Source organism: Pseudomonas sp. MF6751 (genome assembly GCF_016613265.1).
Lineage (GTDB): Bacteria > Pseudomonadota > Gammaproteobacteria > Pseudomonadales > Pseudomonadaceae > Aquipseudomonas > Aquipseudomonas fluorescens_BV.
The window spans coordinates 99,360-114,380 of the sequence record NZ_JAENSV010000002.1 but is presented as its reverse complement, the minus strand read 5'-3'; the positions used below and the strand labels follow the sequence as shown (position 1 = coordinate 114,380).

Annotated in this window: 13 protein-coding genes; 9 read left to right on the top strand and 4 right to left on the bottom strand. The window is 61.4% G+C overall.

Annotated elements, in window-relative coordinates:
* Window positions 1-46: 46 nt before the first annotated feature.
* From JJD66_RS02320 to gdhA, 7 genes are all read left to right on the top strand, one after another.
* Entirely contained in the window at window positions 47-1,240 is a 1,194-nt protein-coding gene (locus tag JJD66_RS02320; protein ID WP_200647526.1) for an MFS transporter, read from the top strand.
* Between the two features lie 34 nt (window positions 1,241-1,274).
* On the top strand, window positions 1,275-2,099 hold the full coding sequence (locus tag JJD66_RS02315) for a hypothetical protein (protein WP_019818016.1): 825 nt from the start codon (window positions 1,275-1,277) through the stop codon (window positions 2,097-2,099).
* Window positions 2,100-2,131: 32 nt separating this feature from the next.
* Window positions 2,132-3,349, top strand: coding sequence for an MFS transporter (locus JJD66_RS02310; RefSeq protein ID WP_198715347.1), 1,218 nt, complete (start codon window positions 2,132-2,134; stop codon window positions 3,347-3,349).
* A gap of 39 nt (window positions 3,350-3,388) precedes the next feature.
* Window positions 3,389-4,618, top strand: coding sequence for a pyridoxal phosphate-dependent aminotransferase (locus JJD66_RS02305; protein ID WP_198715346.1), 1,230 nt, complete (start codon window positions 3,389-3,391; stop codon window positions 4,616-4,618).
* 24 nt (window positions 4,619-4,642) lie between these two features.
* Window positions 4,643-5,488, top strand: coding sequence for a hypothetical protein (locus JJD66_RS02300; protein WP_200647525.1), 846 nt, complete (start codon window positions 4,643-4,645; stop codon window positions 5,486-5,488).
* 48 nt (window positions 5,489-5,536) lie between these two features.
* Complete coding sequence (aepX, locus tag JJD66_RS02295) at window positions 5,537-6,427, top strand: phosphoenolpyruvate mutase (RefSeq protein WP_072448313.1); 891 nt, start codon at window positions 5,537-5,539, stop codon at window positions 6,425-6,427.
* A gap of 358 nt (window positions 6,428-6,785) precedes the next feature.
* The gene (gdhA, locus tag JJD66_RS02290; protein ID WP_032904174.1) at window positions 6,786-8,123 is read left to right on the top strand and encodes an NADP-specific glutamate dehydrogenase; all 1,338 of its coding nucleotides are present in this window, start codon (window positions 6,786-6,788) and stop codon (window positions 8,121-8,123) included.
* Here gdhA and JJD66_RS02285 read toward each other — a convergent pair.
* From JJD66_RS02285 to JJD66_RS02270, 4 genes are all read right to left on the bottom strand, one after another.
* The gene (locus JJD66_RS02285) at window positions 8,120-8,617 is read right to left on the bottom strand and encodes a GreA/GreB family elongation factor (RefSeq protein ID WP_060764087.1); all 498 of its coding nucleotides are present in this window, start codon (window positions 8,615-8,617) and stop codon (window positions 8,120-8,122) included. The genes gdhA and JJD66_RS02285 overlap by 4 nt on opposite strands.
* 56 nt (window positions 8,618-8,673) lie before the next feature.
* Entirely contained in the window at window positions 8,674-9,030 is a 357-nt protein-coding gene (locus JJD66_RS02280) for a hypothetical protein (protein WP_200647524.1), read from the bottom strand.
* 221 nt (window positions 9,031-9,251) lie between these two features.
* Window positions 9,252-11,105: an Lnb N-terminal periplasmic domain-containing protein gene (locus JJD66_RS02275; protein WP_200647523.1), complete on the bottom strand. Its 1,854-nt coding sequence runs from the start codon at window positions 11,103-11,105 to the stop codon at window positions 9,252-9,254.
* Between the two features lie 92 nt (window positions 11,106-11,197).
* Window positions 11,198-11,686, bottom strand: a complete 489-nt coding sequence (locus JJD66_RS02270) for a DUF3015 domain-containing protein (protein ID WP_003194274.1) — start codon at window positions 11,684-11,686, stop codon at window positions 11,198-11,200.
* Between the two features lie 263 nt (window positions 11,687-11,949).
* On the opposite strand from JJD66_RS02270, the gene JJD66_RS02265 reads away from it, so the two are divergent.
* Together JJD66_RS02265 and JJD66_RS02260 are read left to right on the top strand one after the other, a co-directional pair.
* Window positions 11,950-14,388 (top strand): Lon protease family protein, encoded by a 2,439-nt coding sequence (locus JJD66_RS02265; protein WP_200647522.1) that lies wholly within the window; start codon window positions 11,950-11,952, stop codon window positions 14,386-14,388.
* A gap of 311 nt (window positions 14,389-14,699) precedes the next feature.
* Window positions 14,700-15,017, top strand: coding sequence for a PA4575 family protein (locus JJD66_RS02260; protein WP_003194269.1), 318 nt, complete (start codon window positions 14,700-14,702; stop codon window positions 15,015-15,017).
* Window positions 15,018-15,021: the final 4 nt, after the last annotated feature.

Sequence of the window (15,021 nt, the reverse complement as noted above, 5' to 3'; positions counted from 1 at the left end):
CGCTGGGTATTCTATAAACATCCTCGACTATAAGACGAGAGGCCACATGAACCCGCGCATGCATCACGTCCGCTTCGCCGTGTTCCTGTGTGGCTGTGCGGCGTTTCTGAATCTCTATGCGACACAGAGCATCCTGCCTGCGTTTGCCGAAAGCTTCCAGGTGAGTGCCCGGCAGGCAGGGTGGAGCATTACGGTGACCACGCTGGCGGTGGCGGTGACCGCGCCGTTTGTCGGGCGCCTGACCGGCCGTTTCGAGCAGCGCACGGTGATTGCCGTGGCCGCGTTGCTGCTGGCGCTGCCGACGCTGCTGACGGCCTATGTGGACAGTTTTGCCGAGCTGCTGGTGTGGCGTTTTGTCGAAGGGATGTTGATCCCAGTGGTGTTCGCCACCAGCGTGGCTTATATCGGTGATCGCTGGCGTGCGGCCACGGTCACCGAGATCACCAGTTTGTACGTCGCGGGGACGGTGCTCGGTGGGTTTGCCGGGCGCTTTGTCTCGGGTGTCATGACCCAATATGTGGGCTGGCGCGAAGCCTTCGAACTGTTGGCGGTGATCAGCCTGCTGGTCGGCCTGCTGATTGTGTGGCTGTTGCCGGCCAATCCGGTGGCGCGGCCCGGCGTTGCGGCCGTGGGCATGCACGGGGTGCGCCGGCTTCTGCGCAAACCCTTGCTGGCGGCCTATGGCGTCGGTTTCTGCGTGCTGTTCTCCCAAGTCGCAACCTTTACCTATGCCGGGCTGTATCTCAGCCAGGCCCCGTTCAACCTGGGCGCCGCCGCCTTGGGCACTTTGTATGCGGTGTTCCTGCTGGCGCTGGTGGTCATTCCTGTTGCGGGGCGCTTGAGCAAATCGCGACCACAATCGCAGTTACTGACCGGCGCTGTTGCGCTCGGCATCTGTGGCTCGGCGCTGACATTGTTGCCGTCCCTGTGGCTGATCGTGTTGGGGCTGGCCCTGAGTTCGACCGGCGTATTCCTGGCACAGGCATCCGCCAATGCGTATATCGCCACCACGGCAGGCCCGGACAAGTCCGGCGCCGTGGGGCTGTACCTGACCGGCTATTACCTGGGCGGCAGCGCCGGCGCCGTGGCCCCGGCCATGCTTTGGAATCAATGGGGCTGGCCGGGCTGCGTCGCGTTGGTCGCAGGTTTTCAGCTGTTGTCGCTGGCGATTGCCCTGCTGGGCTGGAAACCGGTAAAGCCCCAGGCCCTGATCGCCGGACAGCGCGGCAAACCAGCCTGATTTTTCATCCAATAAAGGACTATGAGAGGTGAACATGACTAACACCGTGATCAAGCGCAGCCAGTTGTTGAAGCTCATCGAACCGGTATTGAACGACATGCCGGCCGGCGCCTTGCGCCACGCTCTGTTCGAAGCCTTCTGGGCTCAGGAAGACGCGCTGGTGGATATCGAAGACGCTTTTGCACGGCTCACCTCGCGTCGGCATTCGCCGGCGGTACTGCGCAAGTTCTTCGCCAGTTGGTCCAAGACCAATAATTCGGCGGCCAGTGTGTCCGGCCTGGCCAACCGCATTACCTTGCTGGCGCGCTCCGATGAAGGCTCCGCCGCCGCCGCGCAGTTGTACCGCGCCTGCGGCAGCCTGCAACGCATCACCGATGAAGATCTGGGCGCGTTGGGCAACACCTTGCACGCGGACCTGTTCTACACCATGGCCACCGCGCTGTGCGGTGATGACCAGTGGATATTGAAGGACAATTGCCTGCCCTCGGCACAGGCGTTCAAAGACTGGACCGACACCCGCCGCCTGCGTGATCGCGACCTGCTGCAGGGGTTACTGACCACGTTGATCCACGAGGTGTACACCCACGGCGAAGTGGAATTCATCCACCCGCTGTACTCGCAGTGGTTCGTGCGGGACATGGGCGTGCCGCCGGAGAAATCCCGTGCGACGGTGGCCTGGGTCACGGTGCACACCGGCGGTACCGAGAGCAACCATTTCGCCCATGCGGTGGCGGCGGTGAATGAGTTCACCACTGCCATGCAGATTGAAGTGGACCCCGCCACGGCGCGCGACATTTTTGCTCAATACCTGCAGCGTAAAGCCAGTGTGATGAGCGACTGTGCGCAGTTGCTGGGTTAACCCGGCGTTTTGCCTGAGAGCCTCTGACCCAGATGAGCACCCTGAAGCAGACCGCAACGCCATCGTTGTCGCCGCCTGACCCGGTCAGCGTGCGTCGCCGCGCTCTGGTGGCAGGCTGCGGCGCGCATGCCGTGCACGATGGGCTGACCGATGTGATTTATGTGCTGTTGCCGATCTGGCAAGCGCAGTTCGGCCTCAGCTACGCCCAGATCGGCCTGTTGCGCGGTGCTTACGCGGGCATGATGGCCGGTTTTCAGTTACTGGCCAGCCGTGCTGCCGCACGCTGGGGGCGTGAACGCTTGCTGGTAGGTGGCACTGCGTTGGCGGGCCTGGCCTACCTGCTGGCCGGCCAGGCTGGCGGGCTGGGCGTGTTGCTGTTGGCGCTGCTGCTGGGCGGGCTCGGCGCGAGTACGCAGCACCCGCTGGCCTCGTCGTTGATCACCGATACGCACGAGGCCGGCGGGGGCGTCAAACAAGCGCTGTCGCAGTACAACTTCAGCGGCGATATTGGCAAAACCCTGATTCCGGGGTTGATCGGCCTGTTGCTGGCGGTCATCAGTTGGCGCGCCAGTGTCACCCTGCTGGGTGTACTCGGGCTGCTGGCGGCAGGCCTGTTGTGGTGGCTGATCCCGGCACGCGCCGAGGCTTCGGCGGCGCCGGTGAAAGCCACCCGTACGGGCGGCGGCGCCGGCTCCGCGAGCGGCCTGCGTGCGCTGATCGTGACCGGCACGCTGGACAGCGCCGTGCGCATGGGTTTCCTCACGTTCCTGCCGTTTTTGCTCAAGGCCAAGGGCGCCGGGCCTGCGGGCATCGGCCTGGCGCTGACCATGCTGTTTGTCGGCGGCGCCTTCGGCAAATTGCTGTGCGGTTACCTCGGTGCGCGCATCGGCATGATGAAAACGGTATGGGCCACGGAGTTCACCACGGCCGTGCTGATCGTCATGGCGGTGTACTTGCCCTACGCCGGCTTGATGGTGATGTTGCCGCTGCTGGGGCTGGCGCTGAACGGCACGTCGTCGGTGCTGTACGGCGCAGTCCCGGACCTGGCAGGGCCGGGCAGGCGCGACCAGGCGTTCGCCGTGTTCTACACCGGCACCATCGGTGGCGGCGCCTTGGCGCCGGTGCTGTTCGGCAGCCTTGGGGATGCCACCGGTGTGCCCATGGCCGTCCTGTTGTTGGCCGCCACCCTGTTGCTGACCTTGCCGCTGTCCTGGCGGGTTCAGCAAGGGTTGGAGGCCCAAGCCCGGTAGGGCGAACGAATTTTTCAGCGTGTTCTGGCAGGTATAACAATGAATAACAGTGAACCCTCTGCCGTGTCATTGCCGTTGTCCCAGCGTGCGCAACGTCTCAGCGCACCCGGCACGTCCAGCATGCGCAGTAAAGCCAATGCCTTGAAAGAAGCCGGCGTCAACGTGGTCAACTTTGCCGCGGGCGAATTGTCCTTCGATGCCTGCCCGGTGATGAAAGCCGCCGCGGCCGATGCGCTCGCCACTGCCCGCAACCGCTATACGCCGCCCATTGGCCTGCCCCAGCTTCGCCACGCGCTGGCGCAGCAGGTCACTCAGCGCTGCGGGGTGAATTACGCCGCCGATGAAATAGCGGTGACCGCGGGTGCCAAGCAGGCGCTGTATAACGCCGCGATGGTGCTGCTCAATCCGGGGGATGAAGTCATCGTCGCGGTGCCGTACTGGGAAACCTTCCCCACCCAGATCCAACTGGCCGGTGGCGTTCCCGTCTATGTCGACACGGCTGCGGATGACTATCGCCTCACCTGCGCAGCGGTCCAGAAGGCCCTGACCCCGCGTACCCGGATGATTGTGATCAACACCCCGAACAATCCGACGGGCACGGTTTATCAGCGCGAAGAACTGTTGGGTATTGCCCGGCTCGCCTTCGCACACAGGCTTTGGGTGGTGTTCGACGAGTGTTACCGCAAACTGGTGCGCGCGCCCCATGAACATCACAACATCGTGTCGCTGTTTGCGCCGCTCAAACATCAGACGGTACTGGTCGATTCGTTTTCCAAGAGCCACGCGGTCACCGGCTGGCGGGTAGGGTATGCGTGCGCGCCCGCCCCAGTCATCGCCGCCATGCACAACCTGCAAGGGCATACGACGTCCAACCCCAGCAGCCTGTCCCAATATGCCGCGCTCGGCAGCCTAATGGCGGATGCGCCGCACTTTACTCGCCAGGTCAATGCCTTCCTCGACCAGCAATTGCTCGCGGCCTGCACCTGCCTGGGGCATGTCGACGGCATTCGGTGCGCCCCGCCGGAAGGGGCGTTCTATCTGTTTATCGATGTGTCCCGCAAGTTGGGGGGCCGCTACCTGGGCACCGTTATTCGTGACGTCGACCACTTGGCCGATCTGTTATTGACCGAGGCCCATATTGCGGTAGTGCCAGGCTCTGGCTGTGGTGACGGCAACAGCATCCGTATCTCCTACGCCGTTGAGCGTGAAGCGCTGATTGAGGGCCTCACACGCTTCGCTCGTTTCATGTCAGAAATCGTTGCGCATTAACCCCACCTTAAAAGGATATGAGCCGTGGAAAATCTGAGCCGTCAATTTATCGGGTACGTGAACCAGGCGCTGGTGGATGTCGAGGACGGACATCTGGCCCAGGCCCTGCTCAGCGGTTTCAACAGTCAAACCGCCGCGCTGGACACGTACTGCGAGACCTATGTCGACATGACCTCCAGTAATTGGAGCGAGTCGTCACTGTGTACGTTCTTCTGTGGCTGGCGTAGCCCGGACGGCGCCGCCCATGCCGTCTCGAGCATCATCGTGCGCATCCTCCAGGAGTCGGCATCGTTGACGGATGACGCCCGGTTGAAAATGCTCGAGGCGGCGGCCCATTGTGGGGAGATCATTGTCGAGGACATCGGGCTGGGTGAAATGCATGGGCATCCGCACCACTCCAAGCTGTATTACCGCATGGCTTCGGCCATCTGCGGCTCCGATGAATGGCGCCTGCAAGACAAATTCCTCAACCCGATTACCAAGGAATTCTCCGGTTGGGTGGGGGAAAAGCGCCCGTTGGCGCCGCTGCTCATCGAAGCGCTGGAAATGATGGCCATGACGGAGTTGTTCAATACCGGCGAATACAACCTGATGACCCCGCTATGGAAACAGTGGTTGCGCGATGTGCGGGGCTATAGCGCCGGTGAGGCCAGCCGCGTCGCGAGTTTTCTCAGTGTGCATTGCGGCAGCGTGGAAGCACGCCACTTCAAGCATGCCGCTGAGGCGTTGAGGCTGTATGCCAGCGCCACCGGGCAGGCCGTGGATTACGCACGTATCGCACGGCTCTCCAGGGAGTACGTGGCCAGGGCCTGCGAACATCTGCAAAAGATGGCGTCGGTGCTCAAGTGCGAACAGCCCGCCTGGGATTGAGGCTGTCCGATAACCCTTGTTGTGCCGCTGATAAGGAGCCTGAACCCTATGATGGATACCGAAGCGCGCCGACGCCCTCTGTCGGCGCTATTGGATAGCAACCGTTGCCTGCGTGTACTCGAAGCCCATAGCCCGATATCGGCGTTGCTCGCGCAGCGCGCCAGGCTGGAGATCAGCCCCGGGCATACGGTGGGGTACGACGCCATCTGGTCGAGTTCGCTGACCGACTCGACCCAGCGCGGGTTACCCGACATCGAAATTCTTTCGCCCAGTAACCGATTGCCGGGGATTCGCGAAATATTCGATGTGTGCTCGCTGCCGCTGATATTCGATGCCGATACCGGCGGCAAGGCCGAACATTTCGCGATTCATATCAAGATGCTGGAGCGCGCGGGCGTCTCGGCGGTGGTGATCGAAGACAAGTGCGGCCTGAAGAAGAACTCACTCTTGGGCATCGAGGTCGATCAGGCGCAGGAGTCCATCGAGGCCTTTTGCGCCAAGCTCCAGGCCGGCTGCACGAGCCGCACCGGCTCAGGGCTGATGATGATTGCCCGGTGTGAAAGCTTGATTCTGAATCGCGGCATGGAAGAGGCGATGGCACGGTGCCTGGCGTATGTCGAGGCGGGGGCGGATGGCATCATGATCCACAGCCGCAAGCAGGATGGCCTGGAAATCCTGGAATTCGCCCGGCAGTTTCGCCTGCAGCGGCCCAGAGTACCGCTGATTTGTGTGCCGACCAGCTATGTTCACCTGAAGTTCGAGGTGCTGGAGCGAGCAGGTTTCAATGCGGTGATTTATGCCAATCACATGTTGCGCAGTGCCTACCTGGCCATGCGCGATACCGCCGTCGGAATCCTCGCCAATGGCAGGACGCTGGAGCTGGAGCCACGTTGCCTGGGCATCGACGAGATACTCGACCTGGTGCCCGGCACGCGCTAGTGCCCTGCGCGAGGCTGTGGGCAAATGTAAGAGCAGTGTGGGAGCGGGCTTGCTCGCGAAGGCGGTGTGTCAGCCACTGAATCTTGAGCTGAACCACCGCTTTCGCAGGCAAGCCAGCTCCCACATTTGATCGAGTACACCGGTCATGTGGGAGCTGGCTTGCCTGCGATAACGGCCTACCTGTTGGTGCAAAACTCTGAGTGAAATCCCCATTTAAGGGCAGAAAACGCGGGTTATTTATACTTATTGCACCATTTAATTTCACAAAAGCGACATCTTGCCCTGTCACGGTGCGAAACGAATTGATAAAGTCCGGCTCATTCTCTGTTTAACAACAATCAATTTGCCGAGACTTTTCATGACCGAATCCGTCGATTCCTTCCTTGCCCGCCTCAAGAAACGCGACCCGGACCAACCGGAATTCCACCAGGCTGTAGAAGAAGTTTTGCGCAGCCTGTGGCCCTTTCTTGAAGCCAACCCGCACTATCTGACCTCGGGCATCCTGGAGCGCATCTGCGAGCCGGAACGCGCGATCACGTTCCGGGTGTCGTGGGTGGATGACCATGGCAAGGTCCAGGTCAATCGCGGTTTCCGTATCCAGATGAACAGCGCCATTGGGCCCTACAAAGGTGGCTTGCGCTTCCACCCTTCGGTCAACCTGGGTGTGCTGAAATTCCTCGCCTTCGAACAGACTTTCAAGAACTCCCTGACATCGCTGCCCATGGGCGGCGGCAAAGGCGGCTCGGACTTCGACCCCAAGGGCAAGAGCGACGCCGAAGTGATGCGCTTCTGCCAGGCATTCATGAGCGAGCTGTACCGCCATATCGGTGCGGACGTGGACGTACCGGCCGGTGATATCGGTGTGGGCGCACGGGAAATCGGCTTCCTGTTCGGCCAGTACAAACGCCTGAGTAACCAATTCACCTCAGTGCTGACCGGTAAGGGCATGACCTACGGCGGCAGCTTGATCCGCCCGGAAGCCACCGGTTTCGGCTGTGTGTATTTCGCCGAGGAAATGCTCAAACGCCAAGGTCAGCGCGTTGAAGGCAAGCGTGTGGCCGTGTCCGGCTCCGGTAACGTGGCGCAATACGCGGCGCGCAAGGTCATGGACCTGGGCGGCAAGGTGATTTCCCTCTCGGACTCCGAAGGCACCCTGTACGCCGAAAGCGGCTTGACCGAAGAACAATGGTCGGCCCTGCTGGAGCTGAAAAACGTACAGCGCGGGCGTATCAGTGAACTGGCCACACGTTTCGGCCTGGAGTTCCGCAAAGGCCAAGCGCCTTGGGAACTGGCCTGCGATATCGCGCTGCCTTGCGCCACCCAGAACGAACTCGACGCCGAGGCTGCGCGCACCTTGCTGCGCAACGGCTGTCTCTGCGTGGCCGAAGGCGCGAACATGCCGACCACGTTGGAGGCTGTGGATATCTTCATCGATGCGGGCATCCTGTTTGCGCCGGGCAAGGCGTCCAACGCGGGGGGCGTGGCGGTGAGCGGCCTGGAAATGTCGCAAAACGCCATGCGCCTGCTGTGGACCGCAGGGGAAGTGGACAGCAAGCTGCACAACATCATGCAGTCGATCCACCATGCCTGCGTGCATTACGGTGAAGAAAACGGCCGTATCAACTACGTCAAGGGCGCGAACATCGCGGGCTTCGTGAAAGTGGCTGACGCGATGCTGGCCCAGGGTATCGTCTAGGCTTCGGGTTCGATGCGCAGCACTTCGATCAACTGATCGCCGACGGGGCGCTGCCACAGCACCTCGTCGCCCACCTGGGCGCCCAACAAGGCACGGCCCAGGGGCGACCCCCAGTTGATCAAGCCTGCGTTGGCATCGGCTTGGTCTTCACCGACCAACTGGATGCGCTGCTGTTCGTCCTGTTCGTTGGCGAACGTGACCCAACTGCCGATCTGCACCTTGTCGGTGGACGTGGCCGGCGCGACTACCTGGGCGCTCTGCACTCGTTGGTTGAAGTAGCGCAGGTCCCGCTCAAGATCCGCCTGGCGCTGTTTATCGGCCTGCTCACCCTTGGCGGCTTCGTCGCTGTGCTCCCCTTGCAACTGTGCCACCCTGGCCTGCAACTGCGCCAACCCTTGCGCGGTCAGGCGGTTAGGTTGCGCGCTGACCTGACGCTCCACCGGCTGATCAGCCTGGGCCGCGGCGTTATCTTCATTTACAAAAGCTCGGCTCATGGCGTCCTCCTACCTATGGAACTTGGGCCACGTTCGCTGCCTGATCGTTCCCACGATCAGCGTGAGCGATAGGCTTTGGCGGCGTCACGATCTTTTTCCTGCTGCCAATCGCGTTCGCGGTCGTCCCTGCGGTTTTCCTCGTAATCGCGCAGTTCCTGGCTCTCACGCATGGCCTTGCACTGGCGAAAGCCATCTTCCCAGCCTTCGGCGTATGGCCGGTCTTTGAGGTAGCGCGGCACATTCTTGCGAAACGCCCCGGTAATCACCCCAGCGGCCTGGCGACCGCTGCTGCAACCGTCGTCAAAGCCATCGGCGAAGGCGGGTGGGTAACCCTTGGCCAGCAGGTCCTCATGGGTTGTCTGGCAACCCGCCAGCCAAACCCCGGCACACAGCATTAGCGCATACCGCCACATGGCGTACTCCCTGGCCGGTTAACGGCTGATAAGGAGAGTCTAGAAGGGGATTTGTCAGCTGTATGTGAAAGAGGTGTCAGAGGGATGTGCAGGACTTTTGTAGGAGCGAGCTTGCTCGCGAAGAACCCATAGGCGCCGCGTTTATTCGGGAAACACGCGTTATCGTTGACGTTTTTCGCGAGCAAGCTCGCTCCTACATTGGGCATTTCACCAGGCTTGAGTCAGTAGTGGTACCACTTCACTTCAAGCATCACTTCATTCACTGGCGTGGACAGGTGGCTGTATTCACGCTGGGCGCTCAAGCGCAGGCCCAGGTTACGCGACAGTTCCCACTGCTGGTTGAGGCTGATGCTGCGCCGCACTTCGCCGTTGGTGAAGAAATCACCCTTGGCTTCCAGGCTCAGGTTGCCCAACGGGTTTTTCCACAGCACGCCGGTGTTAAAGCCAGCGGCCGGGGAGATGGCTTCGCTGAAGTCGTTGTTATGTTCCACGCGCACGGTGCCGAGGGCGAAGCCGAGCATGTCGTCGGAGAGTTGCCAGGTGCCGCCCGCGCCGCCGTTGACGTGGGCCACCAGGGTTTCGTCGTCGTGTTTGCCCGGCACGCGTTCCAGGCCGCCGGTGACTTGCCACGACCAGGGTTGCAGCAGCGCATTGCGCGGCGTCAGCGAGCGGATGGTGGCCAGGTCCAGTTGCTGGAGCTGCCAGTGATTGCCCTCGTACTGGCGCAGTTTCATTTGCAGGATTTCGATCTGCGCGCCCAGGGGGAAGCCTTCGGCGTTGTCGTTGAGGTCGTGGTAGGCCATGCGCAGGCCGTATTCGCCGAAGGCTTTGTCGCCGCGGGTGCCGATGCCGACTTGCCAGGTGCGCGATTCATGGCCGTTTTCCGGCAGGCCAGGCGGGGTGATCTTCAGGTCTGGCGCCGGGTTCTGGTTGATCGCGCGCAGCAGTTCGAAGCTGCGCTGGGAGCGTGTCGCATCGCGCTCCAGGCCATTGGCGCGGTAGCGGCCCAGGCGGTAAGCAGCGTCCACGATCAGTGCCTGGCGCTCGCGGGGCAGTGCTTTGAATGCCGGTTCCTGCAGTTGCTTTTGGTCGTCGCTGATTTTCAGCACCCACTGTTGCTCATCGCTATCGAGTGGCTTGGCGCGTTCCAGCAGTTCACGTTCACGGGAGGGGCGATAGTCGATCTTTTCGACCAGACCTGCGTCCTTTACCGCCTTGACGGTATCGGTAGGGATCGCGGTGAGCGGGAACTGTTCGGTCAGGCGCAGGCCGGGGCGGGCCACTTGCAGCAGTTCCAGCAGGCGGTAGGAGCAGTTTTCGTCGAAGAAGAAGTAATCAAACTGGATCTGCTTGAGCTCCCACACGTGCTCGACCATACGCTTGGTCTCGACCTCGGTGAGGTTCAGGCGGTATTCCCATAAATCGCGGTTTTCGAGACTGCGGTATTCGGAGAGTTTCTCCTGATAGGGCACCAGGGCGAACAGGCCGGGGTAGCCGCCCATCAGGCCCTTCCAGGCATAGAGGATGCTGTTGTCGGAGCCTTCGATATAGGCGCCGAAGTTGATCGCATAGCTGAGCAGCGCGGTGTTGTTGCTTTGCACGTCGGCCTGGTCGATACGCAGCAGGGTGTGACCGAACATCGACGACGGGCTGTTGAGGTAGGCCGCCGGGAAGATCATCACTGCGCTATGGGGCGCGACATCCTTGAACCACTGGGTGAACTCTTTGCATTCCAGGGCGGGCAGGTCGTTCAGTTGCAACTGCGCCTTGAGCCAGCGGGTACGGGCGGGGTAAACGCACTGGGCGTGTTTTTCACCCAAGCTGGCCGGTGCATACAGCGCATCAACGGTGGCCTTGAGTTCGGCGTCCGGATGGTGTGCGCCATCGGCGGCTAGGAAGAACTTCTTGTCGCTGACATAGCTGCGCCAGCCACTGATCTTGCCGGCTTCGTAGTGCCCCAGCGACAGCCAGAACGGATCATTGGCCAGTTGCTGCAAACGTTGATCGTCGAGGTGCGGTGCCGCATGCAGCGGGGCGCAGGCGAAGAGAGCCAGGCAAGCGAGGCGTTTGAGCATGGGGGCTACTTAAGTCGGACGGAAAAAAAGACCCAAGGTGGGCGGGTCGAAAAAATAAAACCCGCGCCTCGAAAGGCGCGGGCAGGTCGAGCTTAAGCCTGGGTTGCGTATTTCGCCAGACGGGCATCGCTTTTCAGTACAGCAATGGTGTTGTTGTGCACGTCGTCAGCGGTCACGTCAGCCTTGCTGAAGATCTGCTGGAAGTGCTCGTGGGTCACGGCCGCGAAGTGGTCGCGATCTTCCGGGGCAACACCCAGTACCACGGCATAGGTGGTCAGCGCTTCGCCGTTGCCTTTGGCCATGTCTTCGGACAGCTCGTTCATCATGCCATTCATGGCAATCCAGGACTTGCCGCCGTAGGTCAGGGCGCTGTTGGTGCTGCAACCGTTGGTGCCCGAGGTCATGCCGAAGGTGGCGTTACCCGAAGTACCGTTGGTGGTGGAGGCGAGGAAGTGGGCCGGAGTACCGCGCTGGCCTTCGAACAACATGTTGCCCCAACCGCAGTTCGGGCCACCTGGTGCTTCTGCCATTGCATTGAGGGAGACGACGGTGAAGAGAGTACCAAGAAGGATCCGTTTCATAGCTTTGTTCTCTTTGTGTGCAAACCAATGGACAAGGGTTCAGGTGCTCAACGCACCCTAGGGGCCAGTTATTAGTCCAACCCGCGCAGTTTGGAGTTTAGGCACGTTCCCAGGGTTCCGTGTTTTTTTATAAACATTCAGTCGCGGGCGATTTTTTTGTAGGAGGCGTGCGGTGGCTATGCTTTCCCGAAAGCGCGCCTTGCCAGAGCGCTCAACCGGGAGCCAGAATGCCCCATCTGCCCCGCCTGATGTAAGGAAGCCCGATGCCTGATCCTGTTGCTGCCAGCTTGCGTCTAGCGCCCGAAGCGCTGACTCGCCCTTTCTCCGCTGAACAGTTCAGCTTCTCGACCACCAATGATTTGGAGCCCTTTCGCGGTGTGCTTGGCCAGGAACGTGCGGTTGAAGCCTTGCAGTTCGGCGTGGCCATGCCACGCCCCGGTTACAACGTGTTTGTGATGGGCGAGCCGGGCACCGGCCGCTTTTCGTTCGTCAAACGCTACCTGAAAGCCGAAGGCAAGCGCCTGCAAACCCCGGCGGACTGGGTTTATGTGAATAATTTCGATGAGCCCCGCGAGCCTCGCGCCCTGGAATTGCCGGGTGGCGCCGCCGCGGCGTTTATCGCCGATATCAACGGCCTGGTCGATAACCTGGTCGCCACCTTCCCGGCGGCGTTCGAGCACCCGACTTATCAACAGCGTAAAAGCGCCATCGACCGGGCGTTCAACCAGCGCTACGACAAGGCGCTGGACGTGATCGAGCGCCTGGCCCTGGAAAAAGACGTGGCGCTGTACCGCGACAGCTCCAACATCGCCTTTACGCCGATGCTCGACGGCAAGGCGCTGGACGAAGCGGAGTTTTCGCAACTGCCGGAGGCCGATCGCGAGCGCTTCCACACCGATATCTCCGAGCTGGAAGAACGCCTCAACGAAGAGCTGGCCAGCCTGCCGCAGTGGAAGCGCGAGTCCAACAACCAACTGCGCCAGTTCAACGAAGAAACCATCACCCTGGCCCTGCAGCCTTTGCTGGCGCCATTGTCGGAAAAATACGCAGAAAATGCGGGCGTCTGTGGCTACCTGCAGGCCATGCAGGTGTACCTGCTCAAAACCGTGGTCGAGCAATTGGTGGACGACGCCAAGACCGACGCCCAGGCGCGCAAGCTGCTCGAAGAGCAATACTGCCCTAGCCTGGTAGTGGGCCACTCGGTCAACGGTGGCGCGCCGGTGGTGTTTGAACCGCACCCGACCTACGACAACCTGTTCGGCCGTATCGAATACAGCACCGACCAGGGGGCGCTCTACACCACCTATCGCCAGTTGCGTCCCGGCGCGTTGCACCGCGCCAATGGCGGTTTTCTGATACTGGAAGCCGAAAAAATGCTCAGCGAGCCCTTTGTGTGGGATGCGCTCAAACGCTCCCTGCAATCGCGCAAGCTGAAGATGGAATCGCCCCTGGGCGAACTCGGCCGCCTGGCCACCGTGACCCTCAACCCGCAGATGATTCCCTTGCAGGTCAAGGTGATCATCATCGGCTCGCGCCAGTTGTATTACGCGCTGCAAGACGCCGATCCGGATTTCCAGGAGATGTTCCGCGTACTGGTGGACTTCGACGAAGACATCCCCATGGTCGACGAGAGCCTGGAGCAGTTCGCCCAGTTGCTCAAAACCCGTACTTCGGAAGAAGGCATGGCGCCGCTGACCTCGGACGCGGTGGCGCGCCTGGCGACCTACAGTGCACGCCTGGCCGAACATCAGGGGCGCTTGTCGGCGCGTATTGGCGATTTGTTCCAACTGGTCAGCGAGGCGGATTTCATTCGCCACCTGGCCGGCGACGAAATGACCGATGCCGGGCATATCGAGCGCGCCCTCAAGGCCAAGGCCACGCGCACCGGCCGCGTGTCGGCGCGGATTCTCGACGACATGCTCGCTGGCGTCATCCTGATCGACACCGCCGGTGCGGCCGTGGGCAAGTGCAACGGGTTGACGGTGCTGGAGGTCGGCGACTCGGCCTTCGGCGTACCGGCGCGGATTTCCGCCACGGTGTACCCGGGCGGCAGCGGCATTGTCGACATCGAGCGCGAAGTTAACCTTGGCCAGCCGATTCACTCCAAGGGTGTGATGATCCTCACCGGTTACCTGGGCAGCCGTTATGCCCAGGAATTCCCGCTGGCCATCTCAGCCAGTATCGCCCTGGAGCAGTCCTACGGGTATGTGGATGGCGACAGCGCTTCCCTGGGTGAGGCCTGCACCTTGATCTCGGCCTTGTCGAAGACGCCACTCAAGCAGTGCTTTGCGATCACCGGCTCGATCAACCAGTTTGGTGAAGTGCAGGCGGTGGGCGGGGTCAACGAGAAGATCGAAGGCTTCTTCCGTCTTTGCGAAGCCCGCGGGCTGACCGGTGAGCAGGGTGCGATCATCCCTCAGGCCAACGTGGCCACGCTGATGCTCGACGAGAAGGTGTTGCAGGCCGTGCGTGCCGGGCAATTCCACATCTATGCGGTGCGCCAGGCCGATGAGGCGCTGAGCCTGCTGGTGGGCGAGGATGCCGGCGAGCCGGACGCCGAAGGGCAGTTCCCGGAAGGTACCGTGAATGCGCGGGTGGTGGAGCGCTTGCGGGCGATTGCCGAGATGATCAGTGAGGAAGATTTGAAGGAGGCGGAGAAGGAGCTGGCGCAGCAGGCGTTGGCGGAAGCCAAGCCGACCTGATTGCTGTCATCACTCGGTCAAGGTGGGAGCTGGCTTGCCTGCGATAGCGGTGTATCAGTCAACTGGGAGGTTGGCTGTGAGTCCGTCATCGCAGGCAAGCCAGCTCCCACAGTGATCTATGGTGTATTTGGGATGTTTAGCGTGCCACAAAATTGACTCTCGCCTGGGACCAACGTCCGTTGGTCCCTACAACCTTGGTTTGTCGCGTTTTTATTCTATTCTCAGAGTCAGGGATATCCACAGGAGTCGCAGGATAGAAACAGCCTCGCCTTGCGCTGGGGCTGAACACCGATCTACCGAGGGGCGCCGCCATGTCGCGCAACCTTTGCCTTACTCGCCAGTGCCTGGGCCTGGTCACCCGTATCGAATGCTCCATTCGCCCTCTCGCCGGGGATAACGGGATGTGGACGCTATTGTTTGCCGCCGGCATGTCGGGCGAGCAGCCTTCCACCGTCAAATCCCAGGGCCCGTTCCATGGGCCCTTCGTGGCAGAACGCATGCTGGGCACCATCGTTGATAGCCTGACCTTGCACGGCTACGAGCAAATGGACGAGCCGCAGATATGGTGCCTGCACCTGCAGGCTCATCTGCGCCAACTCAATGGCGGCCAGGAGCGGCTGGCCCTATAGCGTC

Bases quoted from the DNA above. Each gene is read 5' to 3' on its own strand.
- JJD66_RS02320 (WP_200647526.1), top strand. From the start codon at position 47: ATGAACCCGCGCATGCATCACGTCCGCTTCGCCGTGTTCCTGTGTGGC.
- JJD66_RS02315 (WP_019818016.1), top strand. From the start codon at position 1,275: ATGACTAACACCGTGATCAAGCGCAGCCAGTTGTTGAAGCTCATCGAA.
- JJD66_RS02310 (WP_198715347.1), top strand. From the start codon at position 2,132: ATGAGCACCCTGAAGCAGACCGCAACGCCATCGTTGTCGCCGCCTGAC.
- JJD66_RS02305 (WP_198715346.1), top strand. From the start codon at position 3,389: ATGAATAACAGTGAACCCTCTGCCGTGTCATTGCCGTTGTCCCAGCGT.
- aepX (WP_072448313.1), top strand. From the start codon at position 5,537: ATGATGGATACCGAAGCGCGCCGACGCCCTCTGTCGGCGCTATTGGAT.
- gdhA (WP_032904174.1), top strand. From the start codon at position 6,786: ATGACCGAATCCGTCGATTCCTTCCTTGCCCGCCTCAAGAAACGCGAC.
- JJD66_RS02285 (WP_060764087.1), bottom strand. From the start codon at position 8,617: ATGAGCCGAGCTTTTGTAAATGAAGATAACGCCGCGGCCCAGGCTGAT.
- JJD66_RS02280 (WP_200647524.1), bottom strand. From the start codon at position 9,030: ATGTGGCGGTATGCGCTAATGCTGTGTGCCGGGGTTTGGCTGGCGGGT.
- JJD66_RS02275 (WP_200647523.1), bottom strand. From the start codon at position 11,105: ATGCTCAAACGCCTCGCTTGCCTGGCTCTCTTCGCCTGCGCCCCGCTG.
- JJD66_RS02270 (WP_003194274.1), bottom strand. From the start codon at position 11,686: ATGAAACGGATCCTTCTTGGTACTCTCTTCACCGTCGTCTCCCTCAAT.
- JJD66_RS02265 (WP_200647522.1), top strand. From the start codon at position 11,950: ATGCCTGATCCTGTTGCTGCCAGCTTGCGTCTAGCGCCCGAAGCGCTG.
- JJD66_RS02260 (WP_003194269.1), top strand. From the start codon at position 14,700: ATGTCGCGCAACCTTTGCCTTACTCGCCAGTGCCTGGGCCTGGTCACC.